Here is a 20,043-nt window from a genome sequence, read left to right as displayed (position 1 = left end):
GCGGCGGATGAAACCATTTCTGTAGAGGAACAGGAACTCGTAGCGCATTTAGACTCCGATTGTGGGCTACTGATCCATTCTGAAATTGATGTTGAGGATGAAAAGAATAATCTCCTTGATAAAGAAGCGGCGGATGAAACCATTTCTGTAGAGGAACAGGAACTCGTAGCGCATTTAGACTCCGATTGTGGGCTACTGATCCATTCTGAAATTGATGTTGAGAATGAAAAGAATAATCTCCTTGATATAGAAGAGGCGGATGAAACTAATTTTGTAGAGGAACAGGGGCTTGTAGCGCATCTAGACTCCGACTGTGGGCTACTTATCCCATCTGAAATTGATATTGAGGATGAAAAGAATAATCTCCTTGATATAGAAGAGGCGGATGAAACCGATCCTGTAGAAGAACAGGATTCTACAGCTCATCTAGATCCTAATCGTGAACTACTCATTAATTCCGAAACTTATGTAGAGAAAGGGATGAATAATCTCTGTGATACAGAAGATGAAGAGATCAATCCTGTAGAGGAACAGGAGCTTGCAGCGCATCTAGGTTCCAATTGTGAGCTACTTATCCCATCTGAAATTGATGTTGAGGATGAAATGAATGACCCGCTTGATATAGACGAGGTAGAAGGAACCAATCTTGTGGAAGAACAGGATTTTGCATCTCAACTAGACTCTAATCGTGAATTTTTAAGTCCTTCTAAATACAACGGAAATGATAAAATTATGAGTCCTATTGATACAAAAGAGTTGGAGAAAACCAATTCTACAGGTCATGAAAGTGCATCATCTGGTTCAGTGCAAGGAACAGTATGTTCTATAACGAAAAAAATTCTAATTTCTACTCACGTGGAAATTGATGATTTTCTTCATGCTCCTATATGTGGTGAGATTGTTAAAAATACATTTGATTTTCTTGATCTAGACAACCATCTTACTCCTCAATTTGAAACGAAGTTATTTAATACTACAACAGATTATCCTGAACTGCCTGAATGTCGTTTGGTCCGCTCGAAATTTAATGAAATTATATTTTTAAAGAGAACTAATACTTATGATAAGAATAATCAGAAGAGTTATCCATCTAAATCAGTTGGAATTCCCTTACATAACAAACGATCAATTAAACAAAGAGAAACGAATAATCACTCTTACAGTTCCGATGACTTTATACACATTAGAGCTCCAGTTGTAGTAGGGGAATATAAAATAGAAATATGCCTTGAAGAGAATATCGTGTTTGAAAAAGGAATTATGGGAGTTAAAGATATCTCGAATGAGGTAGTATTAACCGATTGCAGATTTGTTCCTAAGTTTTCTCAATCATTAGGTAATGGGACATGTTCGGCATTGAAGGGGAAATTATATATTGAAGGTTATATTCATCAGAGTATTGAGTATACTGCACCTCACACTGGGAATGCAGTACCTGCACAAAATGAGTCATTTAATCATTCAAATCAGATGTGTCAGAACATAGTATTAGAATTAATCATTCATATGCTACAAGCACAGAAAATTCGAGTGCCAAGGATCTAGAGGATACTTGAAACTAATCCATTTCCCTAAAAATCCCTTTTTTCACCTTTTTAGCAAAGTTTTTGTTTTGGAAGTGTAACGACTTGTACAGCTGTTTTAAGCTGCAAAAGCAAAGCGTCAGCTACAAGTGTTTGTAACGTAAGTGAAACGGCAGTTACAAATGTCTTTTGTACCGCAAGCGAAGCGACAGGTACAGAATTCTCTCTATAGGTGGTGTGATGAATGCGAGTTTAAGTTACTTTTCAGCGGGTGTACAAACATCCGCTGAAATAGAAGAACTCAGTATAAGAACGCCACGTCCTGTAGCAATTTATCTGTGCGAAAGCGAAGCGACAGCAACAACAACAACAGCAACAACACACGACTGAGTGACCAACAACATGTTGCTGTCGCTACGTTAGCACTGTGCTTTCGCACAAAAAACATCTGCCGCTGACGCTTCTCTTTCGCGGAAAAACATCTGTTGCTGTCACTGCGTTAGCCACTACGCTTTCGCACAAAAAACATAAAAACTAGTATATACGTCCATGTATAGGTTAAATGGCTACATATTCTAGCGATATGAAAGTTAAAAAAAATGAAAAGAGGGATTTTTTTGAGTGAACAATTAGATAATCAATTAGTTAGTCATGGCGGTCATAAGGAACCTTGTCCAGTAGCATCAACTGAACAAATGCCATTAAATAGTGAGACTACTCCAGTAGTTGCTTCACCGCTTGTGACTCCAACTATTAAAGTTCCAGTTGTACTTTCAGAACCAACACTTCAAATAGTTGTGGAGTCAGATATTACTCTTACTCCTGCAGCCACTGAAATCAAAAGAGTGAAAAAAAATGTATTCCTAAATCAAGTGAAACTGGTACCAGTTGCTTTTATACGTATTGATGGCACTGACTTTTTTAAGGTGACAAGAGCAAAATTATTTGTAGCGGGACATATTCGCAAAAATATAGAATATGCTTCATCAGCATGTAATGGGGCACTTAGAGATAGAATTGCTGATGTTCAGTTTTCGGGTTTTACAGACCTTCATTTCCCACAAACACCTGGAGGTCCTACACCGATTTTAGGAATATCCGAGTTTGCTGAAGCGAACTTCCTTAATGATAAAACGCAAATGGATGCTCGATTGGATAAGGCTTTCTTCCAAAATCTCGTTAAATACAATGAACAACCATTTGGTGAATTAGTAGCTGCAAACTTCTTTGAACTTGATTTTTCACCAATTATGGCAGCACCAGAAGGTACTTTCAGCACATTACGTGAAAAAATTGTGCTAGAGCTTACTGTAAAAGTACTGCAAGTTCAACAAATCCGCCTTGGATCGGGTACTAATGTAATAACTCCTAATCTTTTTGGGCTTACTCCTCCTATGAGTCAATAGTAACTCTAGTTTTTAGAGGAGCAAAACAAATAAAAAAGCATTTCTTTGCAAAAAAATGTAAACTGAAAATACACATGTAATATTTAATGGGCACTGATAAAAATCCTACATTTGAGTAGGCAGTTGAATCTAATTTTTAACTGCCTTTTTGCAATTTAATAACTAACGGAATAGATTTCTTCCAAGGGGTATTGGGAGGAGCTAGGGGGTCGCGAAGGTTTTTTTAACAGTTAATAAAAAATATTTTGATCAAATTACATCTACAGAAAGTGCAATTAAAAAACGATTTATTCATTAAGATATGTTCATAGCAATTGACTCTACATATTTTAATAGCACCCACGTTGGCCCAAAATCCCTCATCAGTCCTAAGCACAAAGCAGATGCCAGACGCAAACATGCCGAGGTATAATTGCTATAAATGGAGCAAGAATGATAAAATGGCCGTTTTTGGTTTTAGTGGAACAGCTAATAACAAGCAGGTACTCAATATTATGGTGCCTGTTTTATTATGCAAAAAAATAAGACTAGCCAAAAAGCTAGGCTCATTATATTTATTTGTGCTATTATAAGACACGTTGATAATTTAATTTATTGTAGTGTACTCTTGAAAGGATGATATATATTATGAGTAACGAGCGACCGAAAATCGTGAGTTTCCATACTCTAGGTTGTAAAGTAAATCATTATGAAACAGAAGCAATTTGGCAGTTATTTAAAGAAGAAGGCTATGATCGTACGGAGTTTGATCGTCAAGCAGACGTCTATGTCATTAATACATGTACAGTAACAAATACAGGGGATAAAAAATCACGTCAAGTTATCCGACGAGCTATTCGTCAAAATCCAGACGCTGTCATTTGTGTTACAGGATGTTACGCTCAAACATCTCCAGCTGAAATTATGGCGATTCCTGGTGTTGACATTGTTGTAGGAACACAAGACCGTACAAAATTACTTGGCTACATAGACCAATATCTTACTGAACGCCAACCAATTAATGCTGTACGCAACATTATGAAAAATCGTGTGTATGAGGAATTAGACGTGCCTGCATTTACAGACCGTACACGCGCATCGTTAAAAATACAAGAAGGCTGTAATAACTTCTGTACGTTTTGTATTATTCCATGGGCACGTGGGTTAATGCGCTCTCGAGATCCTCAAGAAGTATTGAGCCAAGCCCAACAACTAGTGGATGCGGGGTATCTTGAAATTGTTCTAACGGGTATTCATACAGGTGGCTATGGACAAGACTTGAAAGATTACAATTTAGCCCAGCTACTACGTGATTTAGAGGCAAATGTGAAAGGCTTAAAACGTCTTCGTATTTCTTCAATTGAGGCAAGTCAATTAACAGATGAAGTGATTGAAGTTTTACGTGAATCAAAAATCGTTGTTAACCACTTACACATTCCAATCCAATCAGGCTCTGATACAGTTTTAAAACGTATGCGTCGTAAGTATACAATGGAGTTCTTCGGTGAACGCTTAACAAAACTACATGAAGCTTTACCAGACTTGGCTGTCACTTCTGACGTAATCGTAGGTTTCCCAGGAGAAACTGAGGAAGAGTTCATGGAAACATATAACTTTATTCGTGATCATAAGTTTTCTGAATTACACGTATTCCCATTCTCTCCACGTACAGGTACACCAGCCGCGCGTATGGAGGACCAAATTGACGAGAACATTAAAAACGAACGTGTTCACCGTTTAATCGCTTTAAATGATCAATTAGCGAAGGAATATGCTTCTCGCTTTGAAAATCAAGTGCTAGAGGTAATCCCTGAAGAATTCGTGCATGATGGAAGCGATGAGGCAGGGCTTTTAACAGGGTATACTGATAATTACTTAAAAGTAGTCTTTGAAGGTCCTGAAAGCCTAATCGGTCAGCTTGTGAAAGTGAAAATTACGCAAGCAGGATATCCTCATTCTAAAGGACAATTTGTTCGTGTATTAAAAACTGTAAAATAACAATAGAGTACCTATCAATAGAAACACCGTTCAAACTTTGAACGGTGTTTTGTTCTATTTTGATTAAAGTTATTACGTATTTTTCCTACAAATATCATGCTAAAATAGAATATAAGTGTAATTAGATTACTAAAAGGTTTATTTAACTTCTTTCAGCGGGTGTCAAAACACCCGTTGAAAGAAGCTAAAGCCTCCGGACGCAATTATGCCGAGGCGTAATTGATTTGAACTTGAACTTATCTCGGCTGATAAAGGAAGTTGGTAAACAGCATGTACAAAATTGGATTAGTTGGACTAAAAACTTCTGTCGAGCAAATAGTAGACTTAGCAGATGAATATAAATATGAGTTAGAATTTATATCCCTTCCCTATGTTGAAATTGAAGAAGTAGAGAATATTATTGAGGAACACAATTTTCATATGCATGCTTGGTTTTTTTCTGGGCCACTTCCATATGAAATTGCCAAAAGAAAATTAGGTACAGATAAAATAATGGTGCATGTTCCTGCTACAGAATCAGGTCTTTATAAAGCCTTCTTAGAGATGGTCTATGATCAGGGTCAAATTATTGAGAAGCTAAGTATTGATACGATGACTGCAAATAATATTAGTAAAGAAGCTATGTCGCAGTTAACGATGAATATCCCGAAAATTTATACGAAAATGTTTGAGTTAGATGTAGATACAAATGAATTATTAAATTTTCACTTGAACTTATGGAGTGAGGGAAAGACAGAAGGTGCTCTAACCTGTTTTCCATCTGTGTGTGAGGCACTAAGAGAACAGGGAATCCCAGCATACAAAATGTCAATGAGTACGATGGAAATACGACAATCACTTCGAGTTCTTTCAGAAAAGGTCAAGACCTCTTATTTTAAAGATACTCAAATAGGCGTAGAAATTATTGAAGTTGAATATTTTAACAAAGTAGCGGAGGAAATGAAAACACCTTATAATCTACAGTATTTAGAACTTCGACTAAAAGAAATGTTAATTCAACTTGGTGAGAAAATAAATGGCTCTTTTTCTGACAAAGGAAACGGAAGATATATGATTTTTAGTTCCCGTGGTGCTATTGAAAGAGAAATCATGACACTTGAAGAAACTGTTCAAAGATTAGCGTTTGAAGCAGATACTACTGTTGCGGTCGGTATTGGATTTGGAGAAACAGCTTATTCGGCAGAAATTAATGCTTTTCGTGCTATTCAGCATTCAAAAGCGATGAAGAAACGAGAAATTGTCATTGTTCAAGAGGATGGACTAATCGTAGAGTCTCCAGGAAAACAAGGGGAACTTCATTATTCAAGCCGAACACAAAATGAAATCCTTATTGAAAAGTTAAAAAAAGGTAACATTAGTGTGAAAACATATAAAAAAATAGTAGCTCTCATACAAAAGATGGGGTGGACGGATTTTACAACAAAGGACTTAGCGACACACCTTGAGATGACAGAGCGTAATGTCAGACGTATTGTTACAGATATGTGCAAAGTTGATTTGGCACAATGCGTTGGTCAGGAGACGTATGCTACTCGTGGAAGACCAACTAAAATTTATCGATTGTTATAAGCACCTATTGGGGTGCTTTTTATTTTGTTCTATTTTAGTATACCGAAAATTTAATTTGTATTTTTCAGAAAAGTCTTGAAATTAAATAATTAAACTCTTATACTGCATTTAAGGAATTTTTTCTTTAAATATTCCTTAAAAGGAAAATTGAAAAGGGGCTGCGAAGTGTGACTTTAATGATGTTGATTCAAGAATTAGTTGGAATTGCTAAAGATGAGGTAATTGAATGGCGAAGGTATTTACATAAATATCCAGAATTATCTTTTCACGAAGATAAAACAGCACAATTTGTTTATGAAACTTTACGGACTTTTGGAGATTTGGAAATTTCACGTCCAACTAAAACAAGTGTTATGGCCCGTTTAATTGGTTCAAAACCAGGAAAAGTTATTGCACTACGGGCAGATATGGATGCGCTTCCAATTGAAGAAGAAAACGACTTTGACTTTGTATCAAAGCATCCAGGCGTGATGCATGCTTGTGGACATGACGGGCATACAGCTATGCTACTCGGTGCAGCAAAGATTCTTACACAGTTAAAAGATCTAATTGAGGGGGAGGTACGCTTTTTATTTCAACATGCTGAAGAGTTATTCCCAGGCGGCGCACAAGAAATGGTAAAAGTAGGTGTGTTAGAGGGGGTGGATGAAGTAATCGGAATTCATCTTGCGTCCACTGTTGAGATTGGTAAAATTGGGATTTGTGATGGGCCAGCTACATCAGGAAGCGATACCTTTGATTTAAAAATTAAAGGAAGAGGAGGTCATTCTTCAGAACCTCATTTAACGGTTGATCCAATTGCAATTGGGGCACAAGTAATTAACAATCTGCAACATATTGTCTCAAGAAATCTTAATCCACTTGAAAAATTAGTAGTATCTGTAACGAAGTTTCATAGCGGAAGTGCTTACAATGTCATTCCTGATACTGCAATTATTGGCGGATCGGTGCGAAGCCTTAATCCTGACATCCGTCAACAAGTTCCATGTTTAATAAAAAAAGTCGCTAAGGGAGTTACAGAAGCACATAATGCGTCATTTGAGGTTGATTATCATTTTGGCTACAGTTCAGTAATCAATAACGATAGGGTAAGAGAGTTGATAGAAGAAACGATAGATGAGGTATGGGGAAAGGATCATTTACTAAGACTACCCGCATTGATGAGCGGTGAAGATTTTTCAGCATTTTCAGATGAACGACCAGGTTGCTTCATCTTTGTTGGTGCAGGAAATCAAAATAAGGGGATTATTCATCCGCACCATCATCCACGCTTTACCTTTGATGAAGATGCACTAGAGATTGGTGTGGAACTGTTTGTTCAATCATCTTTTAAATTATTAGGGATAGAGAGTACTAAAAAGATGAATGAAAAATCAATCTACTTTCATTGAAAAATAGATAAACAAAGGGGATGGAAAAATGATACATGAACCTGTTATTGCAACTATGATTATCTTCTCGCTAGTCGCATTGGGAGAAATTATTTCTATTTTTACAAGGGCTAGGGTTTCTATGTTTCTAGTCGCTATAGTTGGTTATCTTGTGTTAATTTGGACAGGAATTATACCGAAGAGTCTTATCGGTGATTCTAAATTTATTGAAATTGGTGTTGTATTAGGAACTGCTCCGATAATCATTCATATGGGAACGCTAATACCTCTTAATACTATTCGCAGTCAATGGAAGGCAGTAGCTATTTCTTTGATGGGTATTATTGTTGGTGCTGGTTTAATCCTTCTCTTGATTCCAATGCTGTTTGACTATGAAACAGCTGTTGCAGGAACAGGTCCATTAACGGGTGGAGTAATTGCTTTTCTTGTAACCTCGCAGGGGCTAAAAGAGATGGGCTTGACGAGCCTTGTGACAATTTCAGCTTTAATATTATCATTACAATCACTTATTGGTATGCCACTTTCAGCAAATTTGTTACGTCGATATGCATTAAAGTTTAGGAATACGATAGATTCCGGAACGTATGTAGCTGCCACATTAGATGTGAGGGTAGAAGATGTTATCGATGAGGAAAAAGTAGAGGTACGAAATAGGACGTGGATTCCGGAGAAATATCAAACAAATCTGATTCTTCTTTTCTTACTATTTGTCGGTGGTGCTATTGCTATGGCTTTAGATCGATTAACTGGCATTCCGTATAGTTTGTGGGCTTTGGCGCTTGGTATTGGTGGAAGATTAATTGGTTTGTATCCAGACCGTGCCATGGAGCGTGCTAATGCCTTTACAGTTGGGATGGCTGGACTCGTGTTTTTGATTATTGCCACAATGAATGACATAACATTTAGTATGTTTATTAATCGACTTCCAGAAACTTTTCTAGTCATGATTGTTGGAGTTTTCGGTATTTTGATAGGGGGATTTTTGGGATCAAAACTATTTAAATGGGATCCTTTAAAAGGTCTTCCAGTAGCACTAACAGCTACAGTGGGGTTCCCGGGTGATTATCTTGTTTGTGAGGAAATTAGTCGAAGTGTAGGTAGAAATAAAGACGAAGAAGAAAAAATATTAAATGAAATATTAACGCCAATGTTAATAGGTGGATTTACAACTGTAACAATTGGATCAGTCGTTATTGCTAGTATCTTAATCAAAACATTGTAGACACGTTATATTAATGTAAACGTTTAGTTAGAAATAACTGTTTATATCTCGGCCAATTTGTGAGCATACGCAAACAGATTGTAAATAATTGCAACTATAGTTGATTTTCCATTATCATTAGATACAAGTTTACTGGTTTCAAAAATAATTAGAATTCATCTAATTTTATTCAAAATTAGACGGAAACGTTAAAAAATGTTATGATTCCAGAGAGGTACGTACAACTTGTTGATAGAAGGAGAGTCTAATAAAAATGGAACAAAATTTCGCACGAATGATTGATCACACATTATTAAAGGCTGAAGCTACAAAAGAGCAAATCGAAAAACTATGTGCAGAGGCAAAACAATTTAACTTCGCTTCTGTTTGTGTAAATCCAACTTGGGTGAAATATAGCAGCGAGCTTTTACAAGGCTCGGAAGTTTTAGTTTGTACTGTAATTGGCTTCCCTCTAGGTGCTAACACGCCAGCTGTTAAAGCGTTCGAAGCGAAAGATGCGATTGCTAACGGTGCAAAAGAGGTAGACATGGTTATCAATATTGGTGCATTAAAGGATAAAAACTATGACCTTGTGCAAGCGGATATTGCTGCAGTTGTTGAAGCGGCAAAAGGTAGCGCACTTGTAAAAGTAATTATTGAATCTTGCCTTCTAACTGATGAAGAAAAAGTAAAAGTATGTGAGCTAGCTGTGGCAGCAGGTACTGACTATGTGAAAACATCAACAGGTTTTTCTACAGGAGGCGCAACAGCAGAAGATATTGCCTTAATGCGTAAAACAGTAGGCCCAGATTTAGGTGTAAAAGCTTCTGGCGGTGTACGAAGCTTAGAGGATATGAAAAAGATGGTTGAGGCTGGAGCCACTCGTATTGGAGCAAGCTCTGGTGTTGCTATTATGAACGGATTAATTGCAGATTCTAATTATTAATAGTAATGAAAATCTTTATATAGTAAGTGTTACGGGGCTGTTCTTTATGAACTAGCCCCATTTTCATTGGGAATTTGATAAATGCCTTTTCTGGTAGTCTAATAATGGAAAATATTCATTTCCTGAAATGATTGAAATTCCAATTTGTGCAAGTTGGAAAATTCCCTTAATATTTATATGGTTATTATCAAAATTTAACCTATTGATTGATTGTAGTTGTTTCATCCACAATCCTCCTCTTTTTAACTCATAGTAGATGATGTATTATGAAGAGTACTTGTAAAAATGTACAGAGAGGAATATTATCATTTTTATGGGTTATCAACAAGAATTTTATAACTATAAAAATCTTGATGATTGGATCATTTTACAAGAACTTTGTATAGTTATGCACTGAATTCTTACATAACTTAGTAACATCGATAACATAGGGTATTTAAGATTGAATGTGTAGAATTAACAGGTCGATCAACTACTATTATTTAATCTTAATTGCCTCTCGGTTTTTAATAATCCTTCCAGTGTTTTAAGTGAAAAAATGGGGGAATATATGATGTTTGATGATATAGGTAACGATTTGTATTAAAAAAGGAGAAACTATTCGTGGAATTCATAAGCAGTTTTATAAGTCAATATGGATATCTAGCTATATTTTTAATCTTATCTTTAGGAATAATTGGCTTACCCATTCCCGATGAGATCTTAATGACATTTGTGGGATTTTTGTGTCATGAGGGACATTTAAACTTTCTATTGAGTATTATCTTAAGCTTTTTAGGCGCATCCATTGGTATGGTATTTAGCTATGCAATTGGAAATAAATTAGGGAAACCATTAATATTAAAATATGGAAAGTGGTTTGGACTCAATAATAGGCGGTTTACTAAAGTTGAACGGTGGTTTCATCGTTTTGGACCGTGGACAATAATTATCGGATATTTTGTTCCGGGTATTAGACATGTTACAAGTTACATGTCCGGAATAACACAAATGAAATTTAGTACTTATCTGGCTTTTGCTTGTTTTGGGGCTATGGTATGGGTAATTATTTTTATTTCTATAGGATATTTTCTTGGTATAACTTTATAAGGATATTACAATGCACTTTTTATATAAAGCTTGAATGGAACTAAAATGCTTAATAGAAATACAGCTCGCGTTTTTCGAAATGCGAGCTGTTTTATGTATACGATAGATGCTTAGTGCAGGAGTTATTCCCTACGAAATACAATCGTCTAAGTAATGAGCTTTTACAACTCATTCGGAAACAAGTTTATTGGCACTCTGGTTAGGTGATTTTTCATCAGATAGCAGCAACTCTAGTCAGAATAATAATTTTATCTACCTCATATACTCCACTGATGAAATGGATTATAGAAGGGAGGATACAATGTTTTCGCAATATAAATACTGGAAGCCTTTTATTAGCCAATACGATCCATGTCCACCTATAAGGGTTAAAAGTTTTTCTACACCGCCTCAATTATATATGGGTTTTCAATCGCCTGGGCTACCGCAATATCCAACTCCTAGAGATGCTCTCAGATCGGGCACGTTATGGCCTCAATTATTTAGCCCCTATCCAAATCCCCAAAAAGGAGAGGTGAAGAATGAGTAAAGAGATGCCACCCGAATTTTATAAGCTACTTGAAGAAATCCAAGCCATTGATTTTGTCATAGTGGAATTAAATCTATATTTAGATACTCATCCTCACGATTTTGATGCTATTCAGCAATTTAACGAAAACACTGAAATCAGTATGCGATTTAAGGTTGAATTTGAACAGAAATTTGGTCCACTTATGAATTTTGGGAGAAGTTATTCAAATTATTCTTTTACTTGGATAGATACACCTTGGCCATGGCAAGTCTAACTTTTTTATCAAATATTTTAGTGGCGAAAGTGAAACGTCAGCTACACATGTTTTGGTAGCGAAAGTGAAACGTCAGCTACACATGTTTTGGTAGCGAAAGTGAAACGTCAGCTACAGATGTTTAGTTTTTTTTTGCAATCACAAAGCCGATTCTGGACGCACTTATGCCGAGGCATAAGTGATTATAAGTAATTAGGAGGAATTTTTTTTGTGGTATTATGAAAAGAAGCTCCAGTATCCAGTGAGGGTGAGTACATGTAACCCTATGCTTGCTAAGTATTTAATTGAGCAGTATGGTGGTGCAGACGGGGAATTAGCAGCAGCACTTCGATATATGAATCAGCGGTATACGATTCCCGACAAAGTGGTCGGATTGTTAACCGATATAGCAACAGAGGAATTTTCGCACTTAGAAATGATTGCTACGATGATTTATAAACTAACGAAGGATGCTACTCCAGAGATGCTCAAAGAAGCTGGTCTTGGAGAACACTATGCCAACCATGACAGGGCATTATTTTATCAGAATGCAGCTGGATCACCGTTCACGGCAACTTATATTCAGGCTAAAGGGGATCCAATCGCTGATTTGTATGAGGATATCGCAGCCGAAGAAAAAGCACGAGCGACTTATCAGTGGATTATTGATTTATCGGATGACACTGATTTGAATGATAGTTTGAAGTTTTTACGTGAACGAGAAATTGTCCATTCTCTACGTTTCAGAGAGGCTGTAGAGATTTTAAAAGATGATAGGGATAGCAAGAAGGTCTATTAAAAGAGGTGAATAGGCTGGTTCAAAAGAAAACTCCTTTTGACACAGCCTATTTGATTACTATTCAATATTGGAAAATAAAGCAAGATCCTTCCGATGACCAATCATTACTAATAAATCTTCCTTTTCAATAATCTGTTCAGGGGAGGGAGAAATGATAATGTCTCCTTCTCGAACAATGGCAATGACACTTACATTATACTTCGCACGAAGATCTAAATCTCGAAGATTTTGTCCAGCCATCTTTGAAGGAATCATAATTTCTTCTATACTGTATTCTTTTGATAATTCAATATAGTTTAGCATATTGGGTGAGAGAAGCTGATTGGCAACTCGCTCTCCCATATCTCGTTCAGGATAGATAACCCAGTCTGCTCCTACTTTATCTAAAACTTGCCCGTGTCTTTTTCCTAGAGCCTTTGCAATCACTTTTTTGATTCCGAGTTCTTTTAATAATGATACGGTTAAAATGCTCGACTGCATATCATTGCCTATTGCCACGATGACATAATCGAAATTGCCTATTCCTAAAGCGGTAAGAGCTTTTTCTTCTGTCGAATCAGCGACTACTGCATGTGTAACATATAGTTCGGCATCTTCGACTCTTTCCTCATTAATGTCGATTCCTAACACTTCCTGCCCAGCCTCATGTAATCTGCGAGCTATACTTGTTCCAAATCTACCTAGGCCAATTACAGCATATTGTTTGATAGTCATTGCACTCACTCTCCTTTATCGTGATTACCCAATCATAATATTTCCTTTAGGATGACGGAATGCCTCAGATTTCCGTCGTTTTGCTATGGCAAAAGCAATTGTTAATGGACCTAATCTACCTGCAAACATTGTAAGTATGATGACTAGTCGACCACCAGGTGATAGCTCTGGAGTTAATCCCATCGATAGTCCAACTGTACCAAAAGCAGAGGTGGCCTCAAATAAATACATCATAAAATCATGTCCTTGCTCGGTTATACTTAAGACAAACGTGACGAGTATAACAATCATCATTCCACACATTGTTACTGTTAAAGCTTTTAAAATTGTTTCGTTAACTATTCTACGTCTAAAGAGGACAACATCTTCTTTTCCTCTAATTTGTGACCACATCGTAGCAACTAAAAGCGCGAAGGTTGTTATTTTTATTCCTCCAGCAGTGGAACCAGAACCTGCCCCAATGAACATCAGCAAGATAATTAAAAATAATGTAGATTGTGTTAAGTCTGCTATAGGAAGGGTATTAGAGCCTGCAGTCCTTGGGGTAACAGCTTGGTATAATGAACCAAGAACTTTGCCCCATTCAGTCAAAGGTCCAAGGGTTTTACTATTTCCGTATTCAAATAAGAAAATTAAAATCGTCGATCCAACTGTTAAAATAAGCGTTGTAGTTAATACAATTTTTGAATGCACGGAAAGGCGCTTCGTATCTCGATATTCATATAGTTCATTTATGACGATAAACCCTAAGCCACCAATTGTAATAAGAGCACAAATAGTTAAAACGATAAACGGGTCGTCTACATATTCGGTTAACCCATTAAAGCCTCCCATTAAATCAAATCCAGCGTTATTAAAATTCGAGATGGAATGAAAGAAGCCAAAATATATAGCTTTACCTACAGGCATATCGAACGAAAAACGGATAGATAAAATTAAACCACCTATTAATTCAATTACGGCAGTAAATAGTAGTATCCTTCTAACCAGTCTAACAAGACCAGCCATTGTAATATTATTGAAGGCTTCTTTTAATAAAAGTCTTTCTTTTAAGGAAATTTTTTTTCCTAATAGTAAAAATACTAATGTTGCAAACGTCATAAAGCCTAATCCACCAATTTGGATAAGAAATAAAATAACTAGTTCTCCAAATGTAGAAAATGTATCGCCAGTATCTACAACGACTAGTCCTGTTACACACGTTGCAGAAGTAGCAGTAAATAAGGCATTTAAGAATGACAGTCCCTCGCCATTCTCCGTTGAAATAGGTAAAGTTAACAAAAACGCTCCAATCAGAATAATAGTTGCAAAGCCCAGCACAAGTATTTTAGGAGGATTTAATTTATTTTTAACTGTTTTCATCTTATTCTCCTCAATGTTTTGAAAAAAATTTGAATTCGCCTATAAAATGTTAAATTGACATAATAAAAAGACCAACTGATTTTTAGTATGCTTCGAGATTATTTAGGCAGAAAAATAATCATACTAATAATGGTGGTCTAACATGACCTCCTTCGCTTGAGCCGACGAAGTTAGCTGACGGGTAGAATGGCGAAAGAGTTTCTCATTCCTCCTGCAAATGCAGAATTAACCCCAAAATACTGGGTCCTCCGTTCTCATAAATGATTGAGATTTGGCTGATATACAATTGAATGTGATTATTCTACGCCCATATTCTATTTTTTGTAAACCCTAAATTTTTTGAAAGAAATATTTATATTTATTGTGGTCAAAAAGTAAGCCGGAAATTCCTAAAGAAATTAAAACAAAAAATTCACCAGATTAATTCGTACACTTTCTATTGACCATTTTTAGACAATACGTTATAATTCTTTAGTACACAGCAGTTGGTTATTAGCCTATTTGTGTATTGACGTGTGTTCGGAGGGAGGGAAAGAGAGATGTCAAAAACTGTCGTTCGCAAAAACGAATCGCTTGAAGATGCTCTTCGCCGCTTCAAACGTACTGTATCAAAAAGTGGTACAATTCAAGAAGTTAGAAAGCGCGAGTTCTACGAAAAACCTAGCGTAAAACGTAAAAAGAAATCAGAAGCTGCACGTAAACGTAAGTGGTAATTTAATTTCCCATTAAAAATCCCTACGTTCATAACACGCAATTGTATGATTCACTGAGCAGACAAAAATATACCTGAAATTAATCGCATGTCGATTAATTTCAGGTATTTTACATTAAGCTCAAATTTACGTACATATTGGAGAAGCCGAATGTGATCCCTGTGATTCATTCGGCTTTTATGTTATATACTTATTGTATAAATTATTTACGGTTAGTAAGGCCACTTAAGTTAATGATTCACTATATAATAAAATTATTAAGATTTATGAAACTTTTTGCATAGTCAGTCGTATATACAGGAGAGAAGCATGTTAGAAGGGAGGGAAAAAGATGCGAAGACGAAGAATCCTCAGCTATTTAATAGTTATTTGGATGACATTTTTGTTAGCGTTTCCATTAACGTCTGCTTTTGCAAGTAATAAGGTCTACCATATACCAATTCATAATGAAGTAGAAAGAGGACTTCACGCATTTTTAGAACGAGCTTTTAAAGAGGCGGAAGAAAACAATGCAGAGGCGATTATTTTAGACATTCATACGCCTGGCGGTTTCGTGAATGCAGCAGGTGATATTGCTATGCTTATGGATGCAACGGATATACGTACGATTGCGTATATTAACAAAGATGCTCATTCTGCAGGTGCCTTTTTAGCCTTACATGCGGATGAAATCTATATGGTGCCAAATGGAACGATCGGGGCGGCTGCAGTTATTGATTCAGCAGGAAATGCTGCAGATTTAAAGGCTCATAGTGCATGGGTTGCTCAAATGGAGGCAGCTGCAGAATCAAAAAATCGTAATCCAATATATGCACGAGCAATGGCTGATGTATCTCGAGCAGGAAAAGGGGATTTATTAACTTTATCTGCTTCGGAGGCAAAAAAAGTTGGTTATTCAAATGGAACGGTTTCAAATTTCCAGGACCTTTTAAAAGCAACGCAATTAGATGAGCGTGATATCGTTTCAATTGAACCTACTTTTGCTGAAAAGCTTGCTCGTTTTATTACGAATCCAATTATAGTTCCGATTTTATTGTCGATTGCAAGCTTGGGACTTGTAGTTGAGCTTTATTCGCCAGGTTTTGGTGTTCCAGGTATAATGGGATTGTCAGCACTTGGATTATTTTTCTTTGGTCATATGGTGGCGGGCTTGGCAGGTTATGAGACCTTACTTTTATTTATTGTAGGCTTAGCGCTTGTTATAGCGGAGTTTTTTGTCCCCGGAGGTATTGTTGGTATTTTAGGTGGTGCGCTAATATTACTAAGTCTAATACTGGCAGGTGCAAACATGATGCAAATGATTATAGCGATTTTCATTGCGCTTCTTGTAGCGATAATAGGAATGGTGATTCTGATGAAATTTTTTGGTAAGAAATTGCATGTTTTAAACAAGCTAGTCTTGATGGATGCGACAACGACGGAAGAGGGTTATGTATCTAACGTGAATCGCACAGAGCTGCTTGGAAAAGTGGGTAAAGCGATTACACCACTTCGTCCGGCGGGTACAATGTTATTTGGAAGTGAGCGCATTGACGTAGTATCGGAAGGTGGCTATGTTGATGTTGGGGAACATGTAGAAGTTATTAAAGTAGAGGGCTCACGTATTGTTGTGAGACAAACAGAAAAAGAGATGGAGGAATAGCAAATGGGTTTTGATTTAGCTTTAATAGGTCCAATTGTGGGGCTAGTCTTATTATTCATTGTTGTCGCGGTATTCTTTACCTTTGTACCAGTGGCGTTGTGGATTTCTGCACTTGCTGCAGGTGTCCGCGTTAGTATTTTCACATTAATCGGTATGCGTTTACGTCGTGTAGTCCCATCACGAATCGTGAATCCATTAATTAAAGCGCATAAAGCAGGTTTACCTGTAACGATCAATCAACTTGAAAGTCACTATTTAGCAGGTGGTAATGTTGACCGTGTAGTAAATGCGTTAATCGCGGCACATCGTGCAAATATTGAGTTAACATTTGAACGTTGTGCGGCAATTGATTTAGCTGGACGTGATGTATTAGAAGCGGTACAAATGTCTGTTAACCCGAAAGTTATTGAAACACCATTTATTGCAGGTGTTGCTATGAACGGGATTGAAGTAAAAGCGAAGGCACGTATTACAGTGCGAGCAAACATTGAACGTTTAGTCGGTGGTGCTGGTGAAGAAACGGTTATTGCCCGTGTAGGTGAGGGGATCGTTTCTACAATTGGTAGCGCCACTAGTCATACGACAGTTCTTGAAAATCCTGATATGATTTCTCAAACAGTATTAGCAAAAGGTTTAGATTCTGGGACAGCATTTGAAATCTTATCGATCGATATTGCTGATGTTGATATCGGCAAAAACATTGGTGCTGAATTACAAATTGAACAAGCGCAGGCTGATAAAAACATTGCCCAAGCGAAAGCTGAAGAACGTCGTGCAATGGCTGTAGCGAACGAGCAAGAAATGATTGCACGCGTACAAGAGATGAAGGCAAAAGTAGTAGAAGCCGAAGCTGAAGTACCACAGGCGATGGCAGAAGCTCTACGTTCAGGTAATCTTGGTATTATGGACTATATGAACTACCGCAACATTCAAGCAGATACAGCTATGAGAGACTCCATTTCTAAAGTAAGCTCAGATAAAACAGAATCAAATGAACCTAATGAATAAAAAACTGAAAGGAGCGGTACTAATAAATGGAACAATTAATTATATTTGTGATAATTGCCATAGTCAGCTCTATTTTCGGTAAATCAAAAAATAAAAAAGAACAAAAACCAATGCCAACTTTTAATAATAAGGATTCACATGTTGAGCCTCCTGTTATAAAAAAAGCAGAGGTGAATCCACAGCAACGTTCTAAACCACAGAGCTTTGAGGATTTTGCACGTGGATTTTTAGGTGAATGGGAAAATGAACAGCCTAAATTTGAAGAGCCGAAAAAAATTGTCGAAGAAACAGTAAATGAGAAAGTACCAAGCTATGTAGCACCATCCTTAATCCCGACTGAGAAAGTGAGTCGTCCTACGAATAGAGAAAGTATGGGTCGTTTAGCTGCTGGGAAAAAAGTCGAGAGAGTAGCTGAATCACAATCGGCTTTTCAATTACCGACATCAAAAAAATCACTTATGCAAGCTGTTGTAATGGCAGAAGTTTTAGGCCCTCCAAAAGCAAAAAGAAAATAACTAGCATGTCCTCCTTTTTCGATGCATATATTGCCGAAGAAGGAGGCATTTTTTTATGAGAAAACTATTTCAATTAACGCCACTACTTGAATTATTACAATATGAAACATTAAAAATCATTGGCCCATATCGTTTTCTACATGCTGATGCTACATCGTGCTCATTTATCTATGCAGATTATCATATTACTGTGCGTGGAAAATCAGTGGAAATTAATGCTCTTAAAGAAGAAATGCTACATCTTTCTGTAGAGGATTTGCAGGAGCTTCATTTGAAAATGACAAAGGATATGGGTGTGAGCGATAATGTGGAATAATCGGCCAATTATCATACGTATAAAGCGCCATGAAAATGTTCATCCTTTTATTCAAGCATTGCATGCACAACATGTGCCATTAAAGCGTGTTGTGTTTCGTGAGCAAGAGGTTGCCTTTGAAACAACTATGCATTATCTACCAAAGATTCGCCGTGTGCGTAGTCGTTACCGACTTAAAATGGCTATCTATTATGCAGATGAACTTCAAGTTTTTCGAGCACAGCTTTGGACTTTGCTTGGCCTAACGTTGATGATATTAATACCATTACTATGTGCACAGGTTATTTGGCGGATCGATATTAAAGCGGCAACACCTGAATTAGAGGAACGTCTAGGAGAGACCTTTCAAGATACCTTTCAATTAGAAACACCCATTTCTAAAAAAGACTTACCCTCAGATGCTGTCATTCGTCAGAAGCTATTAGAAGGGCACCGAGATCTTTCGTGGGTGCATATTGAAAAGCATGGTGGACGTGTAATTTTACGACCTCAGGAGTCCCCGAAACAAACTAAACAAACGAATGAAAAGCTAGCGACGCATTTAGTAGCAACAAAAAGTGGTGTTATTACTCACTTTAATATTCAAAATGGAGAACGAAAAATTTCAGTTAACGATACTGCTTACGAAGGTGATGTTCTCGTAAGTGGCGTAATTGAAAGTGGTGAAGATCAAGTGTTTGTTGGGGCGAAGGGAGAGGTTTACGCTGATTATTGGCTTGAATGTTCATTTAAAATTCCTACAAAACTAACGATGGAAACGCTACAACAAAAGCAGTGGCGTGTATTAGTGAAAGGCATTCATGAAGAAAAAGAAAAAGTTGACTATGTTCAAAAGAAAGATTTACCTAATTGGCTCAATCCATATGTTTCAATTGTTGAGGAGCAGTACACAAAAAAAACTCAAGTAGAGCTTAATGAATCCAAAATAGATTCATTGCTCATACCATTGCTTCATGAAAAGGTACTACGTTCATTACCTGCGAAAACGGTTATTAAAAAAGAAAACCTTTTACAGGTAAAGTGGGGGAATGGTACAGTTGAAGGGAAAGTTCTATTTTTAATCAATGAAAACATTGCCAGTCCAATACAAGGTCTACAAGGAGAATGA

The 20,043-nt window shown here is 36.9% G+C and carries 21 protein-coding genes and 1 riboswitch; of the genes, 18 read left to right on the top strand and 3 right to left on the bottom strand.

Translation table 11 applies throughout. The features are described 5' to 3' along the window. From ACQKN2_RS11030 to deoC, 8 genes are all read left to right on the top strand, one after another. A partial coding sequence (locus ACQKN2_RS11030; RefSeq protein ID WP_427415007.1) for a BC_2427 family protein occupies positions 1 to 1,545 on the top strand: 1,545 nt, incomplete at its 5' end. A gap of 218 nt (positions 1,546 to 1,763) precedes the next feature. Continuing rightward, complete coding sequence (locus ACQKN2_RS11025) at positions 1,764 to 1,913, top strand: hypothetical protein (RefSeq protein ID WP_427415006.1); 150 nt, start codon at positions 1,764 to 1,766, stop codon at positions 1,911 to 1,913. A gap of 227 nt (positions 1,914 to 2,140) precedes the next feature. Continuing rightward, positions 2,141 to 2,929 (top strand): CsxC family protein, encoded by a 789-nt coding sequence (locus ACQKN2_RS11020; protein WP_427415005.1) that lies wholly within the window; start codon positions 2,141 to 2,143, stop codon positions 2,927 to 2,929. Positions 2,930 to 3,556: 627 nt separating this feature from the next. Next, the gene (mtaB, locus tag ACQKN2_RS11015) at positions 3,557 to 4,906 is read left to right on the top strand and encodes a tRNA (N(6)-L-threonylcarbamoyladenosine(37)-C(2))-methylthiotransferase MtaB (RefSeq protein ID WP_427415004.1); all 1,350 of its coding nucleotides are present in this window, start codon (positions 3,557 to 3,559) and stop codon (positions 4,904 to 4,906) included. Between the two features lie 270 nt (positions 4,907 to 5,176). Then, complete coding sequence (locus ACQKN2_RS11010; protein WP_427415003.1) at positions 5,177 to 6,475, top strand: hypothetical protein; 1,299 nt, start codon at positions 5,177 to 5,179, stop codon at positions 6,473 to 6,475. A gap of 176 nt (positions 6,476 to 6,651) precedes the next feature. Beyond that, positions 6,652 to 7,866 (top strand): M20 family metallopeptidase, encoded by a 1,215-nt coding sequence (locus ACQKN2_RS11005; RefSeq protein ID WP_427415065.1) that lies wholly within the window; start codon positions 6,652 to 6,654, stop codon positions 7,864 to 7,866. Positions 7,867 to 7,894: 28 nt separating this feature from the next. After that, positions 7,895 to 9,088, top strand: coding sequence for a hypothetical protein (locus ACQKN2_RS11000; RefSeq protein ID WP_323647329.1), 1,194 nt, complete (start codon positions 7,895 to 7,897; stop codon positions 9,086 to 9,088). 253 nt (positions 9,089 to 9,341) lie between these two features. Beyond that, positions 9,342 to 10,013 carry a deoxyribose-phosphate aldolase gene (gene deoC / locus ACQKN2_RS10995; RefSeq protein WP_427415002.1) on the top strand — a complete coding sequence of 224 codons (672 nt, stop codon included), beginning with the start codon at positions 9,342 to 9,344 and terminating at the stop codon, positions 10,011 to 10,013. Between the two features lie 63 nt (positions 10,014 to 10,076). Here the strand turns inward: deoC and ACQKN2_RS10990 are convergent, their stop codons facing one another. Beyond that, complete coding sequence (locus ACQKN2_RS10990) at positions 10,077 to 10,238, bottom strand: hypothetical protein (RefSeq protein ID WP_427415001.1); 162 nt, start codon at positions 10,236 to 10,238, stop codon at positions 10,077 to 10,079. A gap of 378 nt (positions 10,239 to 10,616) precedes the next feature. Here ACQKN2_RS10990 and ACQKN2_RS10985 point away from each other — a divergent pair, with 378 nt between their 5' ends. The 4 genes from ACQKN2_RS10985 (at position 10,617) to ACQKN2_RS10970 (ending at position 12,665) form a co-directional block, all read left to right on the top strand. Beyond that, positions 10,617 to 11,102 (top strand): DedA family protein, encoded by a 486-nt coding sequence (locus tag ACQKN2_RS10985; RefSeq protein ID WP_427415000.1) that lies wholly within the window; start codon positions 10,617 to 10,619, stop codon positions 11,100 to 11,102. A gap of 301 nt (positions 11,103 to 11,403) precedes the next feature. After that, the gene (locus ACQKN2_RS10980; protein ID WP_427414999.1) at positions 11,404 to 11,631 is read left to right on the top strand and encodes a spore coat associated protein CotJA; all 228 of its coding nucleotides are present in this window, start codon (positions 11,404 to 11,406) and stop codon (positions 11,629 to 11,631) included. Next, positions 11,624 to 11,887 (top strand): spore coat protein CotJB, encoded by a 264-nt coding sequence (locus ACQKN2_RS10975; RefSeq protein WP_427414998.1) that lies wholly within the window; start codon positions 11,624 to 11,626, stop codon positions 11,885 to 11,887. Before ACQKN2_RS10980 ends, ACQKN2_RS10975 begins: the two co-directional genes overlap by 8 nt. A 208-nt stretch (positions 11,888 to 12,095) precedes the next feature. Beyond that, a complete protein-coding gene (locus tag ACQKN2_RS10970) occupies positions 12,096 to 12,665 on the top strand; it encodes a manganese catalase family protein (RefSeq protein ID WP_427414997.1) in 570 nt (189 codons plus the stop codon). 57 nt (positions 12,666 to 12,722) lie between these two features. Here the strand turns inward: ACQKN2_RS10970 and ACQKN2_RS10965 are convergent, their stop codons facing one another. Together ACQKN2_RS10965 and ACQKN2_RS10960 are read right to left on the bottom strand one after the other, a co-directional pair. Then, entirely contained in the window at positions 12,723 to 13,379 is a 657-nt protein-coding gene (locus ACQKN2_RS10965) for a potassium channel family protein (RefSeq protein ID WP_427414996.1), read from the bottom strand. A gap of 24 nt (positions 13,380 to 13,403) precedes the next feature. Beyond that, the gene (locus ACQKN2_RS10960; protein ID WP_427414995.1) at positions 13,404 to 14,741 is read right to left on the bottom strand and encodes a TrkH family potassium uptake protein; all 1,338 of its coding nucleotides are present in this window, start codon (positions 14,739 to 14,741) and stop codon (positions 13,404 to 13,406) included. A gap of 144 nt (positions 14,742 to 14,885) precedes the next feature. Then, positions 14,886 to 15,028, bottom strand: a riboswitch (cyclic di-AMP (ydaO/yuaA leader). Positions 15,029 to 15,280: 252 nt separating this feature from the next. Here ACQKN2_RS10960 and rpsU point away from each other — a divergent pair. The 6 genes from rpsU (at position 15,281) to ACQKN2_RS10930 (ending at position 20,043) form a co-directional block, all read left to right on the top strand. Then, a complete protein-coding gene (gene rpsU / locus ACQKN2_RS10955) occupies positions 15,281 to 15,454 on the top strand; it encodes a 30S ribosomal protein S21 (protein ID WP_004227078.1) in 174 nt (57 codons plus the stop codon). Between the two features lie 331 nt (positions 15,455 to 15,785). Continuing rightward, the gene (locus ACQKN2_RS10950) at positions 15,786 to 17,096 is read left to right on the top strand and encodes an NfeD family protein (RefSeq protein ID WP_427414994.1); all 1,311 of its coding nucleotides are present in this window, start codon (positions 15,786 to 15,788) and stop codon (positions 17,094 to 17,096) included. A gap of 3 nt (positions 17,097 to 17,099) precedes the next feature. Next, positions 17,100 to 18,104, top strand: coding sequence for a flotillin-like protein FloA (gene floA, locus ACQKN2_RS10945; protein WP_053484661.1), 1,005 nt, complete (start codon positions 17,100 to 17,102; stop codon positions 18,102 to 18,104). 26 nt (positions 18,105 to 18,130) lie between these two features. Continuing rightward, positions 18,131 to 18,619 (top strand): hypothetical protein, encoded by a 489-nt coding sequence (locus ACQKN2_RS10940; RefSeq protein WP_427414993.1) that lies wholly within the window; start codon positions 18,131 to 18,133, stop codon positions 18,617 to 18,619. A gap of 55 nt (positions 18,620 to 18,674) precedes the next feature. Then, entirely contained in the window at positions 18,675 to 18,935 is a 261-nt protein-coding gene (locus tag ACQKN2_RS10935) for a hypothetical protein (RefSeq protein ID WP_323647264.1), read from the top strand. Then, complete coding sequence (locus ACQKN2_RS10930; RefSeq protein ID WP_427414992.1) at positions 18,925 to 20,043, top strand: sporulation protein YqfD; 1,119 nt, start codon at positions 18,925 to 18,927, stop codon at positions 20,041 to 20,043. The genes ACQKN2_RS10935 and ACQKN2_RS10930 overlap by 11 nt, the downstream gene beginning before the upstream one ends.

The sequence above is a fragment of the Lysinibacillus sp. NPDC093688 genome, assembly GCF_050280145.1.
Taxonomy (GTDB): Bacteria; Bacillota; Bacilli; order Bacillales_A; family Planococcaceae; genus Lysinibacillus; species Lysinibacillus xylanilyticus_B.
The sequence above is the reverse complement of the archived record's forward strand: the minus strand, read 5'-3'. Positions and strand labels throughout refer to the sequence as shown.